20 protein-coding genes are annotated in these 21027 nt (G+C 73.3%); 16 read left to right on the forward strand and 4 right to left on the reverse strand.

Features of this window, described 5'->3' with window-relative positions; translation table 11 throughout:
• Positions 1-7: 7 nt before the first annotated feature.
• Positions 8-448 (reverse strand): D-aminoacyl-tRNA deacylase, encoded by a 441-nt coding sequence (gene dtd / locus ACZ4WV_RS06235; RefSeq protein ID WP_359818859.1) that lies wholly within the window; start codon positions 446-448, stop codon positions 8-10.
• 475 nt (positions 449-923) lie between these two features.
• Here dtd and ACZ4WV_RS06240 point away from each other — a divergent pair, with 475 nt between their 5' ends.
• From ACZ4WV_RS06240 to ACZ4WV_RS06250, 3 genes are all read left to right on the forward strand, one after another.
• The gene (locus ACZ4WV_RS06240; RefSeq protein WP_465743683.1) at positions 924-1535 is read left to right on the forward strand and encodes an RsiG family protein; all 612 of its coding nucleotides are present in this window, start codon (positions 924-926) and stop codon (positions 1533-1535) included.
• 70 nt (positions 1536-1605) lie between these two features.
• A complete protein-coding gene (locus tag ACZ4WV_RS06245; RefSeq protein ID WP_465743336.1) occupies positions 1606-2565 on the forward strand; it encodes an asparaginase in 960 nt (319 codons plus the stop codon).
• A 103-nt stretch (positions 2566-2668) separates the two neighbouring features.
• Complete coding sequence (locus ACZ4WV_RS06250; protein ID WP_224285507.1) at positions 2669-2878, forward strand: dodecin; 210 nt, start codon at positions 2669-2671, stop codon at positions 2876-2878.
• A 129-nt stretch (positions 2879-3007) separates the two neighbouring features.
• On the opposite strand, the gene ACZ4WV_RS06255 is transcribed toward ACZ4WV_RS06250, so the two are convergent.
• Positions 3008-3499, reverse strand: coding sequence for an inorganic diphosphatase (locus ACZ4WV_RS06255; RefSeq protein ID WP_030059594.1), 492 nt, complete (start codon positions 3497-3499; stop codon positions 3008-3010).
• 76 nt (positions 3500-3575) lie between these two features.
• Here ACZ4WV_RS06255 and dacB point away from each other — a divergent pair, with 76 nt between their 5' ends.
• The 6 genes from dacB (at position 3576) to folE (ending at position 11871) form a co-directional block, all read left to right on the forward strand.
• Positions 3576-5174 carry a D-alanyl-D-alanine carboxypeptidase/D-alanyl-D-alanine endopeptidase gene (dacB, locus tag ACZ4WV_RS06260; RefSeq protein ID WP_465743338.1) on the forward strand — a complete coding sequence of 533 codons (1599 nt, stop codon included), beginning with the start codon at positions 3576-3578 and terminating at the stop codon, positions 5172-5174.
• A gap of 491 nt (positions 5175-5665) precedes the next feature.
• Positions 5666-6847 (forward strand): zinc-dependent metalloprotease, encoded by a 1182-nt coding sequence (locus ACZ4WV_RS06265; protein ID WP_465743340.1) that lies wholly within the window; start codon positions 5666-5668, stop codon positions 6845-6847.
• Positions 6848-7113: 266 nt separating this feature from the next.
• A complete protein-coding gene (gene tilS / locus ACZ4WV_RS06270; RefSeq protein ID WP_465743342.1) occupies positions 7114-8241 on the forward strand; it encodes a tRNA lysidine(34) synthetase TilS in 1128 nt (375 codons plus the stop codon).
• A gap of 70 nt (positions 8242-8311) precedes the next feature.
• The gene (gene hpt / locus ACZ4WV_RS06275) at positions 8312-8866 is read left to right on the forward strand and encodes a hypoxanthine phosphoribosyltransferase (RefSeq protein ID WP_030059589.1); all 555 of its coding nucleotides are present in this window, start codon (positions 8312-8314) and stop codon (positions 8864-8866) included.
• Between the two features lie 224 nt (positions 8867-9090).
• On the forward strand, positions 9091-11145 hold the full coding sequence (gene ftsH / locus ACZ4WV_RS06280) for an ATP-dependent zinc metalloprotease FtsH (protein ID WP_465743344.1): 2055 nt from the start codon (positions 9091-9093) through the stop codon (positions 11143-11145).
• 120 nt (positions 11146-11265) lie between these two features.
• Complete coding sequence (gene folE, locus ACZ4WV_RS06285) at positions 11266-11871, forward strand: GTP cyclohydrolase I FolE (protein ID WP_400929200.1); 606 nt, start codon at positions 11266-11268, stop codon at positions 11869-11871.
• A gap of 27 nt (positions 11872-11898) precedes the next feature.
• Here folE and ACZ4WV_RS06290 read toward each other — a convergent pair whose 3' ends face one another.
• Both ACZ4WV_RS06290 and ACZ4WV_RS06295 read right to left on the reverse strand, forming a co-directional pair.
• On the reverse strand, positions 11899-12687 hold the full coding sequence (locus ACZ4WV_RS06290; protein ID WP_465743347.1) for a ferritin-like domain-containing protein: 789 nt from the start codon (positions 12685-12687) through the stop codon (positions 11899-11901).
• A gap of 116 nt (positions 12688-12803) precedes the next feature.
• The gene (locus tag ACZ4WV_RS06295; RefSeq protein WP_465743349.1) at positions 12804-13958 is read right to left on the reverse strand and encodes an alpha/beta hydrolase; all 1155 of its coding nucleotides are present in this window, start codon (positions 13956-13958) and stop codon (positions 12804-12806) included.
• 375 nt (positions 13959-14333) lie between these two features.
• Between ACZ4WV_RS06295 and ACZ4WV_RS06300 the strand changes: the two genes are divergently transcribed.
• The 7 genes from ACZ4WV_RS06300 to ACZ4WV_RS06330 all read left to right on the forward strand — a co-directional run bounded on the left by ACZ4WV_RS06300 (position 14334) and on the right by ACZ4WV_RS06330 (position 20925).
• Positions 14334-16175 carry a phosphatidylglycerol lysyltransferase domain-containing protein gene (locus ACZ4WV_RS06300; RefSeq protein ID WP_465743351.1) on the forward strand — a complete coding sequence of 614 codons (1842 nt, stop codon included), beginning with the start codon at positions 14334-14336 and terminating at the stop codon, positions 16173-16175.
• Positions 16176-16244: 69 nt separating this feature from the next.
• Positions 16245-17129: a dihydropteroate synthase gene (gene folP / locus ACZ4WV_RS06305; protein ID WP_465743353.1), complete on the forward strand. Its 885-nt coding sequence runs from the start codon at positions 16245-16247 to the stop codon at positions 17127-17129.
• Positions 17126-17623 (forward strand): nuclear transport factor 2 family protein, encoded by a 498-nt coding sequence (locus ACZ4WV_RS06310; RefSeq protein ID WP_465743355.1) that lies wholly within the window; start codon positions 17126-17128, stop codon positions 17621-17623. The genes folP and ACZ4WV_RS06310 overlap by 4 nt, the downstream gene beginning before the upstream one ends.
• 246 nt (positions 17624-17869) lie before the next feature.
• Positions 17870-18229, forward strand: coding sequence for a dihydroneopterin aldolase (gene folB / locus ACZ4WV_RS06315; protein ID WP_030288941.1), 360 nt, complete (start codon positions 17870-17872; stop codon positions 18227-18229).
• A 43-nt stretch (positions 18230-18272) separates the two neighbouring features.
• The gene (folK, locus tag ACZ4WV_RS06320; RefSeq protein ID WP_465743357.1) at positions 18273-18872 is read left to right on the forward strand and encodes a 2-amino-4-hydroxy-6-hydroxymethyldihydropteridine diphosphokinase; all 600 of its coding nucleotides are present in this window, start codon (positions 18273-18275) and stop codon (positions 18870-18872) included.
• A gap of 173 nt (positions 18873-19045) precedes the next feature.
• A complete protein-coding gene (locus ACZ4WV_RS06325) occupies positions 19046-19534 on the forward strand; it encodes a DUF3180 domain-containing protein (protein WP_465743359.1) in 489 nt (162 codons plus the stop codon).
• Positions 19535-19689: 155 nt separating this feature from the next.
• A complete protein-coding gene (locus ACZ4WV_RS06330) occupies positions 19690-20925 on the forward strand; it encodes a hypothetical protein (RefSeq protein WP_465743360.1) in 1236 nt (411 codons plus the stop codon).
• Positions 20926-21027 lie beyond the last annotated feature (102 nt).

A 21027-nucleotide genomic window follows, 5' to 3' on the forward strand; every position in this document is an offset into this window, starting at 1 on the left:
TGCGGCCTCAGACCTCGACGAGGACGGTGAACGGGCCGTCGTTCACCAGCGCCACCCGCATGTCGGCACCGAACCGGCCCGTCTCCACCTTGGCGCCCAGCGCGCGCAGCTGGGCGACCACCTCGTCCACCAGCGGTTCGGCGACCGGGCCGGGGGCCGCGGCGTTCCAGGTGGGCCGGCGGCCCTTGCGGGCGTCGCCGTAGAGCGTGAACTGGCTGATCACCAGTAGCGGGGCGCCGAGGTCGGAGCAACTCTGCTCGACGCCCTCGTCGTTGGCGGGAAGCAGCCGCAGTGTCCAGAGTTTGCGGGCGAGTTGGGCGGCCTTGGCGGGGGTGTCGTCGTGGGTGACGCCGACCAGGACGCACAGCCCGGGCCCCTCGATCGCGCCGACGGTCTCTCCGGCCACGGTCACCCTGGCCTCGGTCACTCGCTGCACCACTGCTCGCATGCCGCCATTGTGCCGGAGCCGCCGTACCGCCAAGGGGGTGACCCGGGCGCACATCGGGGGCGTGCGCACTGGCAGCGCACGCCGTGATGCGCGCGCCTGCGCAGGGCGGGGCGCCACTCTTGCTGCGGAAAGGGTCGGTCATATCAGCCACCTCCGTTCGCCAGGGGGCCGTTCGGGTGCACGGGCGGTGCGCGCGCGCCGGGTGGGGTGGCACGCTGGGGACGTACGAAGGGCCCGGCGCGCCTGGAGGTCCGCCGCACCGGGCCCGGGTTCGGCCGGGCGGTCGAGCCGGTAGGTCAGGCGTTCTGGCCGGGTCGCCCCGGCGAGTGGTTCCGGCCGGGGAACGGAACCCTTCGGGGACCCCGGGCGTGCCAACGGACGGGACGCGGGAGCCCGTCGGGGGACGGGCCGGACCGGCGGCAGGGACGGAGTGCCGCGAGCGGGCGGGATCGGACGACGGCAGGTGGGTTGCATGATGGACGCGAGCAGCGCGGCGGGGAACCGCTCCGGGCAGGTGGCGCAGGCCCCCGGGGCTTCCTCCTGGGCGGCCGGCCCGGACGGCGAGCCCGAGCTGGAGCGGCTGGGCCTGGACCAACTGCGGGTGCTGCGCAGGGAGACCCTGGAGCAGGAGGCCGACCTGTCCTACCTGCGGCGGCTGCTGCACGGCCGGATGGACATCCTGCGCGCCGAGCTCGACCGGCGCCCCGGTGGTGGCACCGCCCCCTCCACCCGGATGCCGGACGACGGCGGTGGCGAGCTGCTGGACCGGCTGCCCGCCATCCTGACCGACGCGCCCTCCACCGTGCGGCGCTCGGCCCGGCACGTCACCCTAGGTCCGCCGCGCACCCAGGAGTCGCAGCTGGAGGCGGACGCCCTGATGGGGGACGTGCAGCTCGCCGACCTTGCCGCGCACCCGGCCGAGGAACTGGTGGCCGCCCTGGAACGGCTGCACGCGCACGAGCGCGAGGTCTCCGGACGGCGCCAACGGCTGCTGCGGACGGCCGACGGTTGCAATGCCGAGATCACCCGCAGGTACCGTGATGGGGAAGCACGGGTCGACGACCTGCTCTCCGAGAGGCCGCTCTGACCGGGTGAGTCGTCGCGGGCGGGTGGGCCCGGCTTCCGCCCGGTCCACCCCCGCCCCCGGAAGGCTCCCGATGTCGCAGTCCGCCACCCCGCCCGTGCTCGCCGAGGTCGTCCGCTCGGGCTTCACCGAGGGCCGCCACCACGGCTCCCTGGTCCTGCTCGCCGCCGACGGTTCGGTGGAGTTCGCGCTGGGGGACCCTGACGCGCCGGTCTTCCCCCGCTCGACGGCCAAGCCGTTCCAGGCGGTGGCCACCCTGCGGGCCGGGCTGGCGATCGAGGGCGAGCTGCTGGCGCTGGCCGCCTCCAGCCACTCCGCAGAATCGTTCCACCTCGACGGGGTGCGGGCCATCCTCGGCTCCGCTGGCCTCGACGAGGCAGCCCTGCGCACCCCGGCCGACCTGCCGCTCGACGACACCGAGGCGGAACTGCTGCTCGGCGCGGGGGGTGGGCGCGCCCCGATCCTGATGGACTGCTCCGGCAAGCACGCCGGCTGGCTGGCCGCCTGCGTCGCCAACGGCTGGGACACCGGCCGCTACCTCGACCCCGACCACCCGATCCAGCGGCTGGCCCGCGAGGCCCTGGAGGAGGCCACCGGCGAGGCCCCGGCACACGCCGGGGTGGACGGCTGCGGCGCCCCGCTGCTGGCCGTCACGCTGACCGGCCTGGCCCGCGCCTACCGCGGCCTGGTGCTGGCCGCCGAGGGCACCGCCCAGCGCCGCGTCGCCGATGCGATGCGCGCCCACCCCGAGTACGTGGCCGGCACCCGCCGGGCGGACACCTGGCTGATGCGGGCCGTCCCCGGCGCGCTGTCCAAGATGGGCGCCGAGGCCGTCCAGGTCGTCGCGCTGCCGGACGGACGGGCGCTCGCCTTCAAGATCGACGACGGCGCCGAGCGGGCCCGCGGGCCGGTCCTGGCGGCCGCGCTGCGCCGGCTCGGCGTGACCGGCGCGCAGGACACCGTCGAGCGGATAGGCGCGGCCCCGCTGCTCGGCGGCGGCGTCCCGGTCGGCGAGGTGCGGGCGGCGTTCTGAGGGGTGTCCCCGGGCGCCCCCTGGCGGGCGCCGCCGGGGTGCGGGCGGACCCTCGCCGGTGCACGGTGGACCGGGGGCCGTCGCACAGCTGAGGGAGTCCGCCATGACCGACCATGTGTACCGGGTGACCGAGATCGTCGGGTCCTCGACCGAGAGCGTCGACGCCGCGATCCGCAACGGGGTGGAGCGGGCCTCCCGGACGTTGCGCAACCTCGACTGGTTCGAGGTGTCGCAGGTCAGGGGCCACCTGGAGGACGGCCGGATCAAGCACTACCAGGTGTGCATGAAGGTCGGTTTCCGGCTGGAGGACTGAACCCGGAAGTCGGCGGCCCGCCTCCGGACGCGACAGGGCCGGGGCGCGCGGAGGAATCCGCGTGCCCCGGCCCCTGGCAGTCCCGACCCGCCTCGAACCGTCCTGGCCGAGCCGGATCGGAACGACGGCTCAGTGGCCGCCCTGCTCCGCGAGGCGCTTGATCGAAGCGGTGACCTCGGCCTCGGCCTCGGCGCGGCCGACCCAGTTGGCACCCTCGACGGACTTGCCGGGCTCCAGGTCCTTGTAGACCTCGAAGAAGTGCTGGATCTCCAGGCGGTCGAACTCCGACACGTGGTGGATGTCCCGCAGGTGCTCCCAGCGCGGGTCCGTCGCCGGGACGCAGAGCAGCTTGTCGTCGCCGCCGGCCTCGTCGGTCATGTGGAACATGCCGATGGCGCGGCACTTGATCAGGCAGCCCGGGAAGGTCGGCTCGTCCAGGATGACCAGGGCGTCCAGCGGGTCGCCGTCCTCGCCGAGCGTGCCCTCGACGTAGCCGTAGTCGGCCGGGTAGCGGGTCGAGGTGAAGAGCATCCGGTCGAGCCGCAGACGGCCGGTCTCGTGGTCGACCTCGTACTTGTTACGAGAGCCCTTCGGGATCTCGATCAGGACGTCGAACTCCAACGGTTCCTCCAAGGTAGGGACTGACAGAATCCAAGTGTCTCCTACGGGGGTGAGTGCTCAGGAAAGGGGCCGGTCGGTGCGAGCTGGGGCGGGGGCGGCACGCCGTCGCAGGGGGACGGCCGCGGGACTGTTCGGAGCGGGCCTGCTGGTCGCCGGGGCCGTCCTGACCCCGAGCGGCGCGTACGCGCAGCCGTCGCCGACCCCCGGAGGCCACAGCGCGGGGCGCGGCGAGGACGACGACAGCCAGGGCGGCCAGGGTGACCAAGGCGGCCGGGGCGGCCGCAAGGGCGAGCACGGGAAGGCGAAGCCCCGTACGGGCGGGAGCCCGGGCGCCGGACCGGCCCGCCGGGCCGAACCGCCCGTCAGCCCCGCGCCGGTCGTGCTCCCGGTGCCCGCGCCGGCGGGCGCCGTGCTGGCCCCCGCGGAGAACGGGCCGGAGGCCGCCGCTCCCACCGCCCAGGGACTGCAACAGGCGCTCGCCCCCGCCCTCGCGGACAAGGGTCTGGGCACCGTGACGATCGCCGTCGCGGACGCCACCGACGGCCGGCTCCTCTACGGCTCCGGGGAGAACACCCCGGCCACCCCCGCCTCCACCACCAAGCTCGCCACCTCCGTCGCCGCGCTGTCCCTGCTCCCCGGCGACACCCGCCTCGCCACCCGGGTGGTCCGCGGCCCGAGCCCGGGCACCATCACCCTGGTCGGCGGCGGGGACCCGACGCTCACCGCGCTGCCCGCCGACCAGGTGCAGGTCGGCGGACAGCCCGTCGACGCCGACACGGCACCCGCCTCGCTGGAGGCGCTCGCCCGGCAGACCGCCGCCGCCCTCAAGGCGGCCGGCACCACCACGGTCGGGCTGGACTACGACCTGTCGATGTACACGGGCGACCCGCGGCACAAGAACCACGACGGGCAGAACATCGCGCTGGTCGTCCCGCTGATGGTGGACGAGGCCAAGGTCGACCCCAGGAGCCGGGAGGAGGCCCCGGACCGGGTCCCCGACCCGGCCGGCGCGGCCGCCGACGCCTTCGCCACGATGCTCGCCGCCCAGGGCGTCACCGTCGCGGGCAAGGCCAAGCCGGCCACCGCCCCGGCCGCCGCCGACGCCCCCGTCCTCGGCAAGGTCGAGTCGCCGACGGTGGCCCGGCTGGTGGAGCGCCTGCTGACCACCTCGGACAACCAGCTCGCCGAGGCGATCGCCCGTCAGGTCGCCCTGGCCGCCCACCAGCCGGCCGGCTTCGAGGGCGCGGCGACCGCCGTCACCCAGCAGCTCGCCGCGCTCGGGGTGCCGATGACCGGTGTGCTCCTCAACGACGGCAGCGGCCTGCACCCGGACGACGAGATCCCGCCCGCCGTGCTGGTCCGACTCCTCGCCCTGGCCGCCTCCGAGCAGCACCCCGAGCTGCGTCCGGTCCTCACCGGCCTGCCCGTCGCCGGGTTCACCGGCACCCTCGTCAAGCGCTACGGCTCCGGCTCCGGCGCCGCCGACGCGGCCGGGCTGATCCGCGCCAAGACCGGCACCCTCAGCGGCGTCAACGCCCTGGCCGGCACCGTCGTGGACGTCGACGGCCGCCTACTCCTCTTCGCCGTCATGTCCCGCACCGCCGCCCCCGCCGACACCGCCCGGGCCGCGATGGACCGCGTCGCCGCCCGCCTCACCGCCTGCGGCTGCCACTGACTCCGGTGACCCCGAGCAGCGCGGCCCGGCGCTGACGGACGTCGCCGCCGCCCGGCAGAGCGGCGGCAGCCGCTCGGGGTGGGTCAGTCGTCCCGGCGACGGCGGCCGGCGGTGTCGGCCGCGCACGACGATCGCGCTGCTCCGCGCTGTTCCGGCGCCCGGCCGAGTGCTTCCGGTCGGAGTGTTCGTCCACCTCCGCTGCCCACCCGGGCGGCACCTGCCCGATCTCCGACCTCCGACCCCCGGCGCCGCCACGGCGGCGGTCCCGCCCCGGCCGTCGCCGGTACGGCCGGGTGCGTCGGCGGAGGAGAGGGTGGCAGCCGGGTTCGGGTGGCCGTGCGGGCGGGCAGGACGGGGGAAAGGCGGTGTTTCAGCCGTCGTTCGTACCCCTGGGCCGGTGGTTCCGGCGGTGGTCGCGGATCCGGGTCCGGGTGGCCGATGTTGGCGGCCGGTGGCTGCCGTTGGTGGTGATGAGCACGTACGGTGAGGGCATGACGAGCGCGAGTGGCGGGGCTGACATGGTCGACTGGAATCTCGCGGTCGCTACCGCGACGAGGCTGGTGCGGCCGGGGCCGGAGGTGAGCCGGGCGGAGGCGGCGGCGGTGGTCGCCGAGCTGCGCCGGCACGCCCTGGAGGCGGAGGAGCACGTGCGGGCGTTCACCGGGATGCGGTCGAGCAGCCTGGCCGCGGCCGCCGCGACCCCCGTGCTGGTGGTGGACCGCCCGGGCTGGGTGCGGGCGAACGTGGCGGGCTTCCGGACGGTCGTCCAGCCGCTGGTGGAGAAGCTGCAGGCGCGCCGGGCGAACAGCGCGGCGGCGGGCGTGTTCGGCGCGGTGGGGGAGAAGGCCACCGGCATCGAGGTCGGGGCGCTGCTGGCGTTCCTGTCGACCAAGGTGCTGGGCCAGTACGAGACCTTCGCGCCGGCCGAGCCCTCGCTGGAGACCCCGGACAGCCCGGCGGCGCTGTTCGACAAGCCGCGGCTGGGCCCGGAGGGCCCCGGCCCGGGCCGGCTGCTGCTGGTGGCGCCGAACATCGTGCACGTCGAGCGCGAGCTGGACGTGGACCCGTCCGACTTCCGGCTCTGGGTCTGTCTGCACGAGGAGACGCACCGGACGCAGTTCACGGCGGTGCCCTGGCTGCGCGACCACATCCAGTCCGAGGTGCAGGCCTTCCTGGCCGAGACGGACGTCGACCCGGGCGCCCTGCTGGAGCGGCTGCGGGACGCGGCGGGTTCGTTCGGCGGCGCCCTGCCCGGGGCGGGTGGCCGGGAGGGCCGGGAGGGCGCCTCGGCGAGCCTGCTGGAGATCGTCCAGTCGCCCGCGCAGCGGGAGATCCTGGGCCGGCTGACGGCGGTGATGTCGCTGCTGGAGGGCCACGCGGACGTGGTGATGGACGGGGTCGGCCCGGCGGTGGTGCCGACGGTCGCGGAGATCCGGGAGAAGTTCCAGCAGCGCCGCGACCGGGGGGCGAACCGGCTGGACCTGATGCTGCGCCGGCTGCTGGGCATGGACGCCAAGCTGCGGCAGTACCAGGACGGCGCGGTGTTCGTCCGCGCGGTGGTGGAGCAGGTGGGCATGGAGGGGTTCAACCGGGTGTGGACGTCCCCGAACACCCTGCCGACCAAGGACGAGATCCACGACCCGGCGGCCTGGGTCGCCCGGGTCGCCCGCTGAGGAAGCCGACAAGCCGAGACCGCCGTTGGTCGGTGGTGGTCAAACCCGCTCGTACGAGTGGTCCAATCAGGCAGGTGGTGGGTGAAGATACGTTTCTCCATTCACCCGAACGTGGGACGGTGGTCGTACCGATGGCGCGGGTGGCGTAGCGGGTCGCTGCTTTCTGCCACCATCTGTGAGCGCCCGGTAACGCGGCGCTCATGTCGGCGCGCGGCCCCGGCCGCGCCCGCCGCAGTCCTGTCCCCTCCGCCGAGGAGTCGTCCGCCGTGGGCCCTCACCCCGCCGTAGCCGCGATACGCCTGGCCGTTCGCCGTACCCTCACCGACCTCGCCGCCGAGGCCGGTACCACCTTCACCGTCCCCGTGCGCGAGCCGCGCGAGCGCCCCGCCGGGGCGCCCCTGGTCGGTGCCGCCGTCGGCACCACCCTGATCGGAAACGCCGCCCGCCACCCCTCCGGGCTGCCCCGCACCCCGGCCGCCCCCGGTTCGCCGCTGGTGCTGGTCGCGGTCAGCGGCGGCGCGGACTCGATGGCACTGGCCATCGCCGCCGCCTTCGAGGCCCCCAAGATCGGCCTGCGGGTCGGTGCCGTCACCATCGACCACGGCCTGCAGCCCGGCTCCGCCGACCGCGCCGCCCAGGTGGCCGAGCGGCTGCGTTCGCTGGGCCTGGACCCGGTCGAGGCGATCCCGGTGCGGGTCGGCCGCGACGGCGGCCCGGAGGCCGCCGCGCGCGATGCCCGTTACGCCGCCCTCGACGAGGCGGCCGAGCGCCACGGCGCGATCGCGGTGCTGCTCGGCCACACCCGGGACGACCAGGCCGAGACCGTCCTGCTGGGCCTCGCCCGGGGTTCGGGCGCCCGCTCGCTGGCCGGCATGCCGGCCCAGAAGGGCCGCTACCGCCGTCCGCTGCTGGAGCTGGACCGGGCGGCCACCCGGCAGGCCTGCTCCGCCCAGGCGATCCCGGTCTGGGACGACCCGCACAACTGTGATCCCGCCTACACCCGCTCGCGGGTCCGCCACGAGGTGCTGCCGGTGCTGGAGAAGCACCTGGGCGGCGGCGTGGTGGAGGCCCTGGCCCGCACCGCCCGGCTGTTCCGCGACGACGCCGACGCCCTCGACCAGTGGGCCGCCCTGGCCGAACGCGACCTCCGGACGGGCGAAGGGACCCTGGACGCCGTGAAGCTGGCCGAGCTGCCGTCCGCCGTGCGGCGGCGGGTGCTGCGCCGGGCCGCGCTGCGCGCGGGCTGCCCGGCCGGGGACCTGTTCGCCCGGCACCTGGAGACGGTGGACCTGCTGGTCACCGGATGGCGGGGTCAGGGGCCGCTGCACCTACCCGGGGGAGTCGAGGCCACCCGCCGGTGTGGCACGCTGGTCTTTCGGCGGCAGGGCGACTGAGGGCGAGGCATGTCCAGGGGGAGCCGGCCGCCGGCCACACAGACCCCGAACGTTTGAGGACGTATCCCCGGTGGACCAGAACGACATGGGCGCTGACCTCGCGAAGGTGCTCATCAGCAAGGACGAGATCGACGCCAAACTCCTGGAGCTGGCCGAGCGGATCGACCGGGACTACGCAGGCAAGGACCTGCTGATCGTCGGCGTCCTCAAGGGGGCCGTGATGGTCATGGCCGACCTCGCCCGCGCCCTGCACTCGCAGGTCACCATGGACTGGATGGCGGTCTCCTCGTACGGCATGGGCACCAAGTCCTCGGGCGTGGTGCGCATCCTGAAGGACCTGGACACCGACATCGCGGGCCGCGACGTCCTGATCGTCGAGGACATCATCGACTCCGGTCTGACGCTGTCCTGGCTGCTGGGCAACCTGGGTTCGCGCGGCCCGGCCTCGCTCGAGGTCTGCACCCTGCTGCGCAAGCCGGACGCCGCCAAGGTCGAGATCGACGTGAAGTACGTCGGTTTCGACATTCCGAACGAGTTCGTGGTCGGCTACGGGCTGGACTACGCGGAGAAGCTGCGTAACCTCCCCTTCATCGGGACCCTCGCCCCGCACGTCTACGGCGGCTGAGGCCCCGTTCGGACTACGGGCGGGAACAGTAGGTGGTTCCCGCCCGTTGGACCGGGGGGACAAAGAACGACAGCCGTGTCGCCGTGCTCCCGCCATGGGCGGGTCCGACTGCGGTACGGTCCAATAAACCGCTCTTCACATGAGCACCGACCGGATGCGCCGGGGCCCCCGCCCCGCAGCGCCGTTGAGTGGCAGGAGGGACGGGGCGGCAACGCCCCGCATGGATGGACGTCAAGCGATACTTCCGTGCGCCGATCATGTGGATCGTGCTGGCCGTCCTCGCCGTCATCGTACTGATGCAGGTCGTTTCGGACTCGAACGGCTACAAGACGGTGGACACCGGTCAGGTCGTCGCAGCGATCGACGCGCACAACGTCAAGTCGGCGCAGATCACCACCGGTGACTCGAACACGATCAAGATCCAGCTGAAGGACGGCGCCACGCTGTCCGCGGCCGGTACGGGCAAGGCCCCGTCCGGCACCAAGTTCCAGGCCTCGTACATCGGCGACCAGGGTGTCGCGATCGCCGACAAGCTCCAGGCCCAGATCAACGACAAGGACTCCAACACACTCGCCGAGGGCTACACCGTCAGCCCGGAGAAGCAGAGCACCTTCGTCAGCCTGCTGCTGTCGATGCTGCCGATCGTGATCATCGTCCTGGTCTTCCTGTTCCTGATGAACCAGATGCAGGGCGGCGGCTCGCGCGTCATGCAGTTCGGCAAGTCCAAGGCCAAGCTGCTCACCAAGGACACCCCGAAGACCACTTTCTCCGACGTCGCGGGCGCCGACGAGGCGGTCGAGGAGCTCCACGAGATCAAGGAGTTCCTCCAGGAGCCGGCCAAGTTCCAGGCCGTCGGCGCCAAGATCCCCAAGGGTGTGCTGCTCTACGGCCCGCCCGGTACCGGCAAGACCCTGCTGGCGCGTGCCGTCGCGGGCGAGGCCGGGGTGCCGTTCTACTCGATCTCCGGCTCGGACTTCGTCGAGATGTTCGTCGGTGTCGGTGCCAGCCGTGTCCGCGACCTGTTCGAGCAGGCCAAGGCGAACGCCCCGGCGATCGTCTTCGTCGACGAGATCGACGCCGTCGGCCGGCACCGCGGCGCGGGCCTCGGCGGCGGCCACGACGAGCGCGAGCAGACCCTCAACCAGCTGCTGGTCGAGATGGACGGCTTCGACGTCAAGGGCGGCGTGATCCTGATCGCGGCGACCAACCGCCCCGACATCCTGGACCCGGCGCTGCTGCGCCCGGGCCGCTTCGACCGCCAGATCGCGGTGGAGCGCCCCGACCTCCAGGGCCGCCTGGACATCCTCAAGGTGCACCAGAAGGGCAAGCCGATCGCGCCCGACGTCGACCTGTCGGCCGTCGCCAAGCGCACCCCCGGCTTCACCGGCGCCGACCTCTCGAACGTGCTCAACGAGGCCGCGCTGCTGACCGCCCGCGGGGACAAGAAGCTGATCGACAACGGCACCCTGGACGAGGCGATCGACCGCGTCGTGGCAGGTCCGCAGAAGCGCACGCGGATCATGTCCGACAAGGAGAAGAAGATCACCGCGTACCACGAGGGCGGTCACGCCCTGGTCGCGGCGGCCTGTCAGTACAGCGACCCGGTCCACAAGATCACCATCCTGTCCCGCGGTCGGGCCCTCGGCTACACCATGGTGCTGCCGGACGAGGACAAGTACTCCACCACCCGCAACGAGATGCTCGACCAGCTGGCCTACATGCTGGGCGGGCGCGCGGCGGAGGAGCTGGTCTTCCACGACCCGACCACCGGCGCCTCGAACGACATCGAGAAGGCCACCGCCACGGCGCGGGCCATGGTCACCCAGTACGGCATGACCGAGCGCCTGGGTGCGATCAAGTTCGGCAGCGACAACTCGGAGCCGTTCCTGGGCCGCGAGATGGGTCACCAGCGCGACTACTCGGAAGAGGTCGCCGCGCTGGTCGACGAGGAGGTCAAGAAGCTCATCGAGAGCGCGCACAACGAGGCCTGGGAGATCCTGGTCGAGAACCGCGACGTGCTCGACAACCTGGTTCTGGAACTCCTGGAGAAGGAGACCCTGAACAAGGAGCAGATCGCCGAGATCTTCGCCCCCGTGGTCAAGCGCCCGGCCCGGCCGGCGTGGACGGGTTCGACCCGCCGCACGCCGTCCACCCGGCCGCCGGTGCAGTCGCCGAAGGAGCTGGCGCTCACCAACGGCGCCGCAGCGACCGACACCGCTCCGGTGGACATCGTGAAGCTCCCGCCGCTGCCGGCCGCCGAGCCGCCGACCGAGAGCTGATCACCGGGAGCCGGGCCCGGCTCCCTAGGGAATGGATGCCGCGTCACCAGGGTTTGTACCCTGGAGGCGCGGCATCCGTGCTGTTCAGCCAGAGTCTTTCCACATCTAAGCGAGGCCCGCATGATCGACCCGGTGACGCTCGACGGTCCGCCTGCCGTCGGGATCTTCGACCAGAAGCGGGCCGAGAACGCCATCCGTGAACTACTGCTCGCCGTGGGGGAGGACCCGGATCGCGAGGGCCTGCTGGAGACGCCGGCCCGGGTGGCGCGGGCCTACAAGGAGATATTCGCGGGCCTCTGGCAGGAGCCCGAGGACGTCCTGACCACCACCTTCGACCTCGGCCACGACGAGATGGTGCTGGTCAAGGACATCGAGCTGACCTCGGTCTGCGAGCACCACCTGGTGCCGTTCCGCGGAGTGGCGCACGTCGGGTACATCCCGTCCCCCAGCGGCAAGATCACCGGTCTGTCCAAGCTGGCCCGGCTGGTCGACGTCTACGCCCGCCGCCCGCAGGTGCAGGAGCGGCTGACCAGCCAGGTGGCCGACGCCCTGATGCGGATCCTGGAGCCGCGCGGGGCGATCGTCGTGGTCGAGTGCGAGCACATGTGCATGTCGATGCGGGGCATCCGCAAGCCCGGTGCCAAGACCATCACCTCCTGCGTGCGCGGCCAGCTGCGCGACCCGGCGACCCGGGCCGAGGCGATGAGCCTCATCATCGGCCGGTAGCCCGCGCGGGTCGCCGGGTGCGGCGGCTCAGAGCACCTCGTGCTCCGCGTGCGGCGGCGCCGGGGTGCCCAGCGCGTTCCGGCGCTCGGGCATCCGCAGGGTGACCATCCGGCGCCAGCCGAAGGCGCGGTCGTACAGGTACAGCGCGTGCACCCCGAGGGTGACCACGGCGAGCTGCCAGCGCGGCCAGCGCAGGATCCGCGCCATCCGGGCGGTGACCGCGAGCCCGACGTCCCGGTGGGTGCGGATCTCGCCGCGGGCGGCGGCCTCCAGGGTGTGCCGGATGTACGGGCCGTGGCCCTCGGCCGCCAGCCGCAGCAGCTCCTCGTGGCAGTAGGCGAGGTGGTTGTCCTCGTCGGCGGCGATCATCCGCATCGCCCGGCCGAGGTCGGGGTTGTCCTCGTACGCCTTGACCAGCTGGCGCATCTGCTCGGCGGCGCGCTGCTCGGTGACCCGGCTGTGCGCGAGGTAGACGATGATCTCCCGGTCGGTCAGCGGGACGTCGCTGTGGAGCCGCTCGTGGGAGAGGCCGACGCCCTGGCGCTCCAGCAGCATGCAGTAGTCGGCCTCCTCCGGGACGGGCACCTTGGGCAGGCCGCGCTTGTTGAGCAGCTGGGTGAAGATCCGGCCGTGCTTGCGTTCGTCGGCGCCGTGCCGGGCGACCTTCGGCGCGAGGACCGGGTCCCGGGTGAGCGCGGTGATCCGCTCGTTCTCCCAGCCGCCCTGGTCCTCGCCGCCGGCCGCGATGCTGCAGAACAGTTGGTACGCCTGGTCGTTCCGGTAGATGTCGTTGAAGAGCGAGCGGGTGCTCAGCACGGCGCCTCCTGCGCGCATCCGGGGCGGCGCCCGGCGGGTGTCCGACGGACGGTCGCGATACGTTCCCCCGAACCGCCGGACGGCCGGGCCGACCGGCGGGTAATCACCCGCCCGCCTCAGCCGAGGTGGGTGCCCAGCCATTCGAGCGAGGCGGGCAGCTCCCGGGTCCAGCTGTCGAAGTTGTGGCCGCCGTCGTCCAGGTAGAGCGACTCGACCTTGAACTGGGGGTTGGCGGCGGCCACCTGGGTGGCCTGGTCGACGAACTGGGCGGTCTGCGGGTAGTCGCCCTCCTTGCGGGTGGAGACCACCAGCAGGTTGAGCGACGGCACCGGGAGGTTCTGCAGCCGCCAGCCGAGGTCGTGCTGCTGGGTCAGGGCCTTGTCGCCGTTGAAGAGGTCGCCGCCGGTGTAGTTGTCCTGGCGCACGGTGAAGTCGCCGTGCAGCCCGGCCGCGCTGCCGAAGACGTTCGGGAAGCGCATCGCCAGCCGCATCGCGCAGCTGCCGCCGGTGGAGTAGCCGAAGGTCGCCCAGGAACCGGCCGAGCGACCGACCCGGTAGGTGCTGCGGACGGCCTCGGGCACGTCCTTGACGAACCAGGTCTCGGTCCGCGGCCCGCCGGGGACGTCCACGCACTCGGTGTCCCGGGACGGGACCACCGCCGGGCGGGCCATCACCAGGACGGTCGGCGGCATCTTGCCGGAGCGCTGCAGCTCGATCGCGGTCTGGGCGAAGGGCAGCTCGTGCAGCAGGTTCAGGGAGGTGCCCGGGTAGCCGGCGATGCCCAGCAGGACGGGGAAGCGGACCAGGGCGAACTTCGGGTCGAAGTACTCGGGCGGCAGGTAGACGAACATCTGGTCGGAGAAGCCGGTCTCCTTGCCGTTGACCCGCACCGACTCGACCTTGCCGACCTCCTCGGGCGGGCCCTTCGGCAGGTTGGTGACGGTCTCCAGCCCGCCCTCGGTGGTCGGCTGGATCAGCTCGTCGGAGACCGGGGTGCCGCCCTTGTGGTTGTCGTTGCCGGCCAGCGCGAGCTTGGCGCCGCCGGAGCTGAGCAGGTCGTCCCAGGAGGTGTAGAAGCCGAAGGAGTTGTTCACGGACAGCGCCAGCACCGCGAGGATCGAGACCTGAACGACGGTCAGCAGGCCGATCCGGCCGAGCACCGGAAGCGGGCGCTGCTTGGCCAGCCGGGGCCAGATCCACAGGGTGGTGACAAGGGCCGCAGCACCGAGTGCGAGCAGCGAGTTCACCAGCGCGTCGCTGGTCAGTTCCATGCCGTCGGCCTTCCGGTGGGACACTGGCGGAGCAGGCTTCATCGTCTGGCGGGCCATCAGGCCGGGCTACCGCTGCTAGGCCGACCGGGCGCCCGGACGGGCCGGGAGGGCGGCGGAGGCCGGGGGCAACCGGCACCCTAGAATGCGGCGTCCACCGTACGTAACGCGTATCGGAGGGCCCCGACCCGCCACGCGGCGGCGGGCGTCGGCTCCCACCCCCGGCTCAACCGCAGCGCATTCAGGGCCCCGGTTTACCTACCGTTTCCCGATCCTTGGTATGCGCATGGCCTGATGAAGGAATAGGCATGAAGGTCCATCACACGTGCTCCCCCGGAGTGACCGGACACCGCCCCGCAGCCTCTACCCTGAGCTTCCATGAGCGTTCCCGTGTCCGTTGAGCCGAGCCCCGAGCAGCCGCCGCGCCGTCGGCGGGGTCTGCAGACGCTGCGCAACCAGGCGGCCGCCGTCCCGAGGGCCTGGCTCCCGGGAGCGGTCGGCTACGCCTGCCTGCTGATCGGGCTGGTGGACATCGCCAGCGCGGTGTTCCCCAAGCTCCGGCACACCAAGATGCACACCTTCGCCGGGCAGCTGCCGGGCGGCACCACCAGCCTGGCCGCGGTCGGCACGCTGATGGTCGGCATCCTGCTGGTGCCGCTGGCGCACGCGCTGCGCCGGCGCAAGCGGCGGGCCTGGCGGGTGGTCTGCGTGCTGCTGCCGGTCGGCGCGGCGCTGCACATCGTGCGCTGGCACCAGGTCGGCCCGGCGGTCGTGTCGCTGGCGGTCTGGCTCGTGATGCTCCTGCACCAGCGCGAGTTCTACGCCAAGGCCGACCCGCGCACCCGCTGGCGCGCGGTGGTCAACCTGGTCGTCATGGGCGCCCTGAGCGTGCTGCTCGGCCTGCTGATCGTGAGCACCCGGACCAAGTACGAGTTCGGCCACCCCGGCTTCACCGAGCGCCTGGTGCACGTCGGGTACGGGCTCTTCGGCTTCGAGGGCCCGATCCGCTACACCAACGAGCGGATGTCCGACCTGGTCGCCTACCTGCTGGGCGGGCTGGGCCTGCTGACCGCCTTCACCACCGCCTACCTGGCGCTGCGCCCCGGAAAGCCGAAGCCGGAGCTCAGCGCCGAGGACGAGGAGAAGGTCCGCGAGCTGCTCAAGCGCCACGGCGAGCGCGACTCGCTCGGCTACTTCGCGCTGCGCCGAGACAAGAGCGTGCTGTTCTCGCCCACCGGCAAGGCCGCGATCTCCTACCGGGTGGTCTCCGGCGTGATGCTCGCCTCCGGGGACCCGGTCGGCGACGTCGAGGCCTGGCCGGGCGCGATCAAGGTGTTCATGGCCGAGGCCCGCGAGCACGCCTGGGTGCCGGCCGTGATGGGCTGCAGCGAGGTCGGCGGCGAGGTCTGGACCCGTGAGGCGGGCCTGGACGCGCTGGAGCTGGGCGACGAGGCGATCGTCGACACCTCGACCTTCTCGCTGGCCGGCCGCGCCATGCGCAACGTCCGCCAGATGGTCAAGCGGATCGAGCGCAACGGCTACTCCTGCAAGGTGCGCCGGGTCTCCGAGCTCACTGCGGAGGAGAAGTACCGGATCGCCGACGCCGCCGCCCGCTGGCGCGGCACCGACACCGAGCGCGGGTTCTCGATGGCCCTCGGCCGCTTCGGCGACCCGCTGGACGACGACTGCGTGGTGGTCACCGCGCACAAGGAGCCGGAGGAGGGCGAGAGCGGTGACGACCTGAAGGCCGTGCTGCACTTCGTGCCCTGGGGGCCGGACGGCATCTCGCTGGAGCTGATGCGCCGCGACCGCGCCGCCGACCCGGGCCTGAACGAGCTGCTGATCGTCGCCGCCCTGCAGGCCGTGCCCGCCATGGGCGTGCGCCGGGTGTCGCTCAACTTCGCGATGTTCCGCTCGGCGCTGGCCCGCGGCGAGCGGATCGGCGCCGGCCCGGTGCTGCGCGCCTGGCGCGGACTGCTGGTCTTCCTGTCCCGCTGGTTCCAGATCGAGTCGCTGTACAAGTTCAACGCCAAGTTCCAGCCGGAGTGGGAGCCGCGCTTCCTGGTCTTCCCGAACACCCGGGACCTGCCGCGGATCGGCTTCGCCGCGATGCAGGCGGAGGCCTTCATCACCCTGGGCATGCCGCGCTTCGGCCGCAAGCGCCAGCGTGAGGGCCTGATGCCCGTCCCGTCGGGCCGTGAGGTCACCGAGGCCGCCTGAGGCCGCTCGACACCGTCCGGGGCCCCCGCCGAGAACGCTCGGCCGGGGCCCCGTTCGATAATGGGGAACATGAGCGATACGCCGTCCTTCCCGTTTCCGGCCGGTCTGCCGCGGCTCGGCCGCTGCGCCGTGATGGGCGTGGTCAACGTCACGCCCGACTCCTTCTCGGACGGCGGGCTCTGGTTCGATCCCGCCAAGGCGATCGCGCACGGACTCGCGCTGCGCGCCCGCGGCGCGGACCTGGTGGACGTCGGCGGCGAGTCCACCCGGCCCGGCTCGCAGCGGGTGCCCGAGGAGGAGGAGCTGCGCCGGGTGCTGCCGGTGGTGCGCGAGCTCTCCGCCGCCGGCGTGGTGGTGTCCGTCGACACCATGCGGGCCTCGGTCGCCGAGCGGGCCGTCGAGGCCGGCGCGGCGATCGTCAACGACGTCTCCGGCGGGCTCGCCGACCCGGCGATGGGCCGGGTGGTCGCCGAGACCGGCGCGCCCTTCGTGGTGATGCACTGGCGCGGGCAGTCCGCCGACATGGACCGGCTCGCCGTCTACGACGACGTGGTGGCGGACGTGGTCGCCGAGCTGACCGGGCGGATGGACGCGCTGCTGGCCGCCGGGGTCAAGGAGGACCAGCTGATCCTCGACCCGGGGCTCGGCTTCGCCAAGACCGCCGAGCACAACTGGGCGCTGCTCGGCCGGCTGGAGGCACTCACCGCGCTCGGCCGTCCCGTGCTCGTCGCCGCTTCGCGCAAGCGGTTCCTGGGTACGCTGCTGGCCGACCCGGAAACCGGGGAGCTGCGCCCGGCCCGTGAGCGGGACGACGCGACCGCCGCGGTCTCGGTGCTGTCCGCCCAGGCCGGAGCCTGGGCGGTGCGGGTGCACGACGTGTCGGGTACGGCGGACGCCGTCCGCGTGGTCGCGGCCTGGCAGCGCGGCGCGGCTGGGGTGAGGGAGGGTCTGTGACAGGTGACGGCAGGTTGAGCGGCGGTACGGCCGGAAAGGCCCACGAGGTGGACCTGGAGGCGGTGCTCGCGGCGAACCGGGCGTTCTACGAGGCGCTGGAGCGGGGGGACGTCGAGGCGGTCGAGAACGCCTGGCTGGGGCCGGAGCACGCCGACGACAAGGGCGGCGTGGTGTGCGTGCACCCCGGCTGGCCGGTGTTGCGCGGGCGGGCGCAGGTGACCCGCTCGTACATGTTGATCATGATGAACACGGAGTACATCCAGTTCTTCCTGACCGATGTCGAGGCCGAGGTCCACGGCGATGTGGCCCTTGTCACGTGCACCGAGAACATCCTCTCCGGCGGTGAGGCGGAGGAGGAGGGCGAACTCGGTCCGCTGGTCGGCGGAAAGGTCGTCTCCAGCAATCTGTTCCGCCGTACCCCGGCCGGGTGGAAACTCTGGTCGCACCACGGTTCACCCGTTCTGACCAGCGGCGACGAGGACGACGAGGAATGACGACGGCGGTCGCGCGATAGCGGCGCCGGACCGTCGCCGGGGAATTCCCGAGTGGGTGCCCGACGTTCACGTCAATCGCCGGATCGGTGCGCGTGGCGACGGTTCGTGCCGGGTAGGACGGTCAGGCGTTGTCCGCGCTCGCGGGTAGATTCGAAACGGAGTGGCGGGCGTGCTGCCCGCCTTCGCCCTGCCCGTCCGTGCCTTTCCCGGGCGGGGCCCGTCCGACTGGGAGCAGTGATTCGTTTGCTGGACCGCGTCACCCTGCGGGGGCTGCGTGCCCGGGGCCACCACGGCGTCTTCGAGCGCGAGCGCGTCGAGGGCCAGACCTTCGTGGTCGACCTCGTGCTGTACCTGGACACCCGCCCCGCCGCGTCCGGAGACGACCTCACCCGCACCGCGCACTACGGCATCGTGGCCGAGGAGGTCACCGCGATCATCGCCGGGGAGCCGGTCGACCTGATCGAGACGCTGGCCCAGCGCATCGCCGACCAGTGCCTGAAGCACGACGCGGTCGAGGAGGTCGAGGTCACCGTGCACAAGCCGGACGCCCCGATCACCGTGCCGTTCGACGACGTGACCGTGACCATCCACCGGGGCCGCGCATGACCCCCACCGCGCGCCCGGTTTCCGATGCAGAGGGATTTCTTCGATGAACAGCAGTGACCCGATCGCCGAGCCGAACGCGTTCGACCTGGAGAGCCGGGTGGACTCCGCCGACACCACGCTGCACAGCCAGCGCTGCGCGGTGATCGCACTCGGCAGCAATCTGGGCAACCGGCTGGACACCCTCCAGGGTGCCGTCGATGCGCTCGCCGACACCCCCGGGCTGAAGATCAAGGCCGTCTCGGCGGTCTACGAGACCGAGGCCGTCGGCGGTCCGGAGGAGCAGCCCAACTACTACAACGCGGTCGTCGTGCTGCGCACATCGCTGCCGCCGCGGGACCTGCTGGAGCGCGGCAACGCGATCGAGGACGCCTTCGGGCGGGTCCGCGAGGTCCGCTGGGGCCCGCGCACCCTGGACGTCGACATCCTGGCGTACGAGGGCGTGGTCAGTGACGACCCGCAGCTGGTGCTGCCGCATCCGCGGTCGCACGAGCGGGTCTTCGTGCTCGCCCCGTGGCTGGACGCCCAGCCCGAGGCCGAGGTGCCCGGGCACGGGCAGGTCGCCGCTCTGCTGGAGGCCCTCGGCGGTCCGGAGGCGCAGGGCGTGAGGCGGCGCAAGGACATCCGGCTGACGCTGCCGGAGTAGCCCCGGCGCCGGCCCGCCGCCGGTCGGCCGGGCGGGCCGGGGAACTCGGCCAGGGGGCCCGGCCGTACGAGTAGACGTCCGTCCGGCCGGGCCCGGTACGGTGGCCTGACGCCGTCGCGCCGGACCTCCGGCCGGTCGGCCGGCTCTGGTACCCCGGGAAGGACCTGCTCCGAGTGAAGCTGCTTCGCCTCCGCCTGTTGATCGGCATCACCGCCGCGACGACGGCGCTGTCCTGGGCCGGCTCCAAGCTGTGGGCCTCCCTGGACACGCTGCCGGCCGTGCCCGCCGCGGCGCCGGTGGTGCTGGCGGCGGTGGCGGTGATCCTGCTGGCGACCACGATCTCGCTGCGGTCCCGGCTGAAGGCCGTGCGCGAGCGGCAGCCCGGCGCGAAGCCGGTCGACCCGCTGCTGGCGGCCCGCGCGGTGGTGCTGGGGCAGGCCAGCGCGCTGGTCTCCTCGGTGGTCACCGGGATCTACGCGGGGGCCGGGATCTACCTGCTCGGCGAGCTGGACGTGGCGGCCCGCAAGGACCAGGCCGTCACCGCCGGACTCGCCGTGCTGGCGGGGGCCGCGGTGATCGCGGCGGCGCTCTGGCTCCAGCACGTGTGCAAGCTGCCGGAGAACCACGACGACCCGAGCGGGCCGGCGGCCTCGCACCGCTGAGGCGTTCGCGGGCCGGCGGCGGGCGTCGGCCGGGCGGCTCCCCTTTCGTGATCTTGAGTGAGAAGCCGGGCACGGGCGGTAAAAACGGCACCCTGTCAAGGGCGGAAGAGGACCCTGGGCTGACACGGCCCCAATTCGCACGCTAGTTTCTTGGCATGTCTCGCGGACGCCACCGTCATTCCTCCGTCCTCGGCCGGATCGTTCCACCCACTGCCGCCGGCGTACTGCTGGTCGCCGCACTGGCCGCTCTGCTTTTCAGTCAGGACACCGTCCTGGTGCGCTCGGTGGGCATCGCGGCGCTGATCGCGGTGCTCGGATTCGCCCTGCTGCTGCGCCAACGGGACAAGGCCGCCCGGGCGGCCGCCGAACTGTCCGCCGCACAACGGCTGCGGGCCGAGGAGCGCTTCGAGGAGCAGCTGGCCGAGGCCGAGTATGCGGCCGAGGTCGCCGAAGAGCGGGCCACCCGGTTCGGTCGGCGGCTGACGGCGGAGAAGTCCCGGCTGGCGAAGGCCGAGACCGAGATCGCCCGGCTGCTGCGGGAGCGGGCCGTGACCGTGGCCGAGCAGGCGCTCAAGGAGGCCGAGGCGGCCCAGCGGGCGCTCGCCGCGAGCCGCCCCAAGTACTCGGCCAGCCCGGCCGCGTTCGTCCGGGCGGCCTCGGTGCTGCGGCTGCTGGAGCGGCGGGCGGCGGAGCAGGAGGTGCGGCGGGCGCGCACGGCGGGCTCGGAGGTCGCACTGCGGTCGTCCGCGACGGTGTCGAAGATCGGCACGGGCGCTGCGGCGGCGACGGCTCCGGCGGCTTCGCCGAATTCGGCCTCCAAGGCGGTGTCCGTGCCCGCGCCGGTCGTGCCCTCGGTGCCGACTCCGGCGCAGGCTCCGGCGGTCCAGGACCTGGCGGCGCAGGCTTCGGCGGGCCGGGCTTCGGGGCAGCCGGCGCCGGTGCGGCCCACTCCGCTGCGCCCGGCGCTGACCGCGACGGTCGGACAGCTCGGTGGCACCCCGGGCGTCCCGGCCGTGGCACCGGCCCCGGTCGAGCGGCAGCGGCCGCGTCCGGCGCAGTCCGGGCAGGCGCGCGGACAGGGCTTCAGCTTCTTCGGCCGCGGCCCCGGCGCGGCGGTACGGGCGGCCGCTCCGGCGCCGGCGGTGGGCAGCATCGCCGAACTGGGGGACCGTACGGACCTGGCGGACGTGGTGGGCGACGAGGCGGTCGCCGCCAAGGCGAAGGCCGAAGCCCAGGAGGCCCAGGAGGCTCAGGAGGCGCGGCCGGCGCGGGCCGCCCAGGCCGCGCCCGCGGCCGGTGGGCCGGAGCGGGGCGAGCCGACCGTGGTGGACCTGACGCCGGAGGACGAGACCGAGCTGATCGAGCTACCGCACCTGCGCGCCTCGCGCTGAGCAAGGACGGAAAAGCCCGCGGGGGGGGGGGGGGGGGGGGGGGGGGGGTGGGGGGGGGGGGGGGTGGGGGGGGGGGGGGGGGGGGGGGGGGGGGGGGGTACG

The sequence above is a fragment of the Kitasatospora sp. NPDC029312 genome, assembly GCF_055569215.1.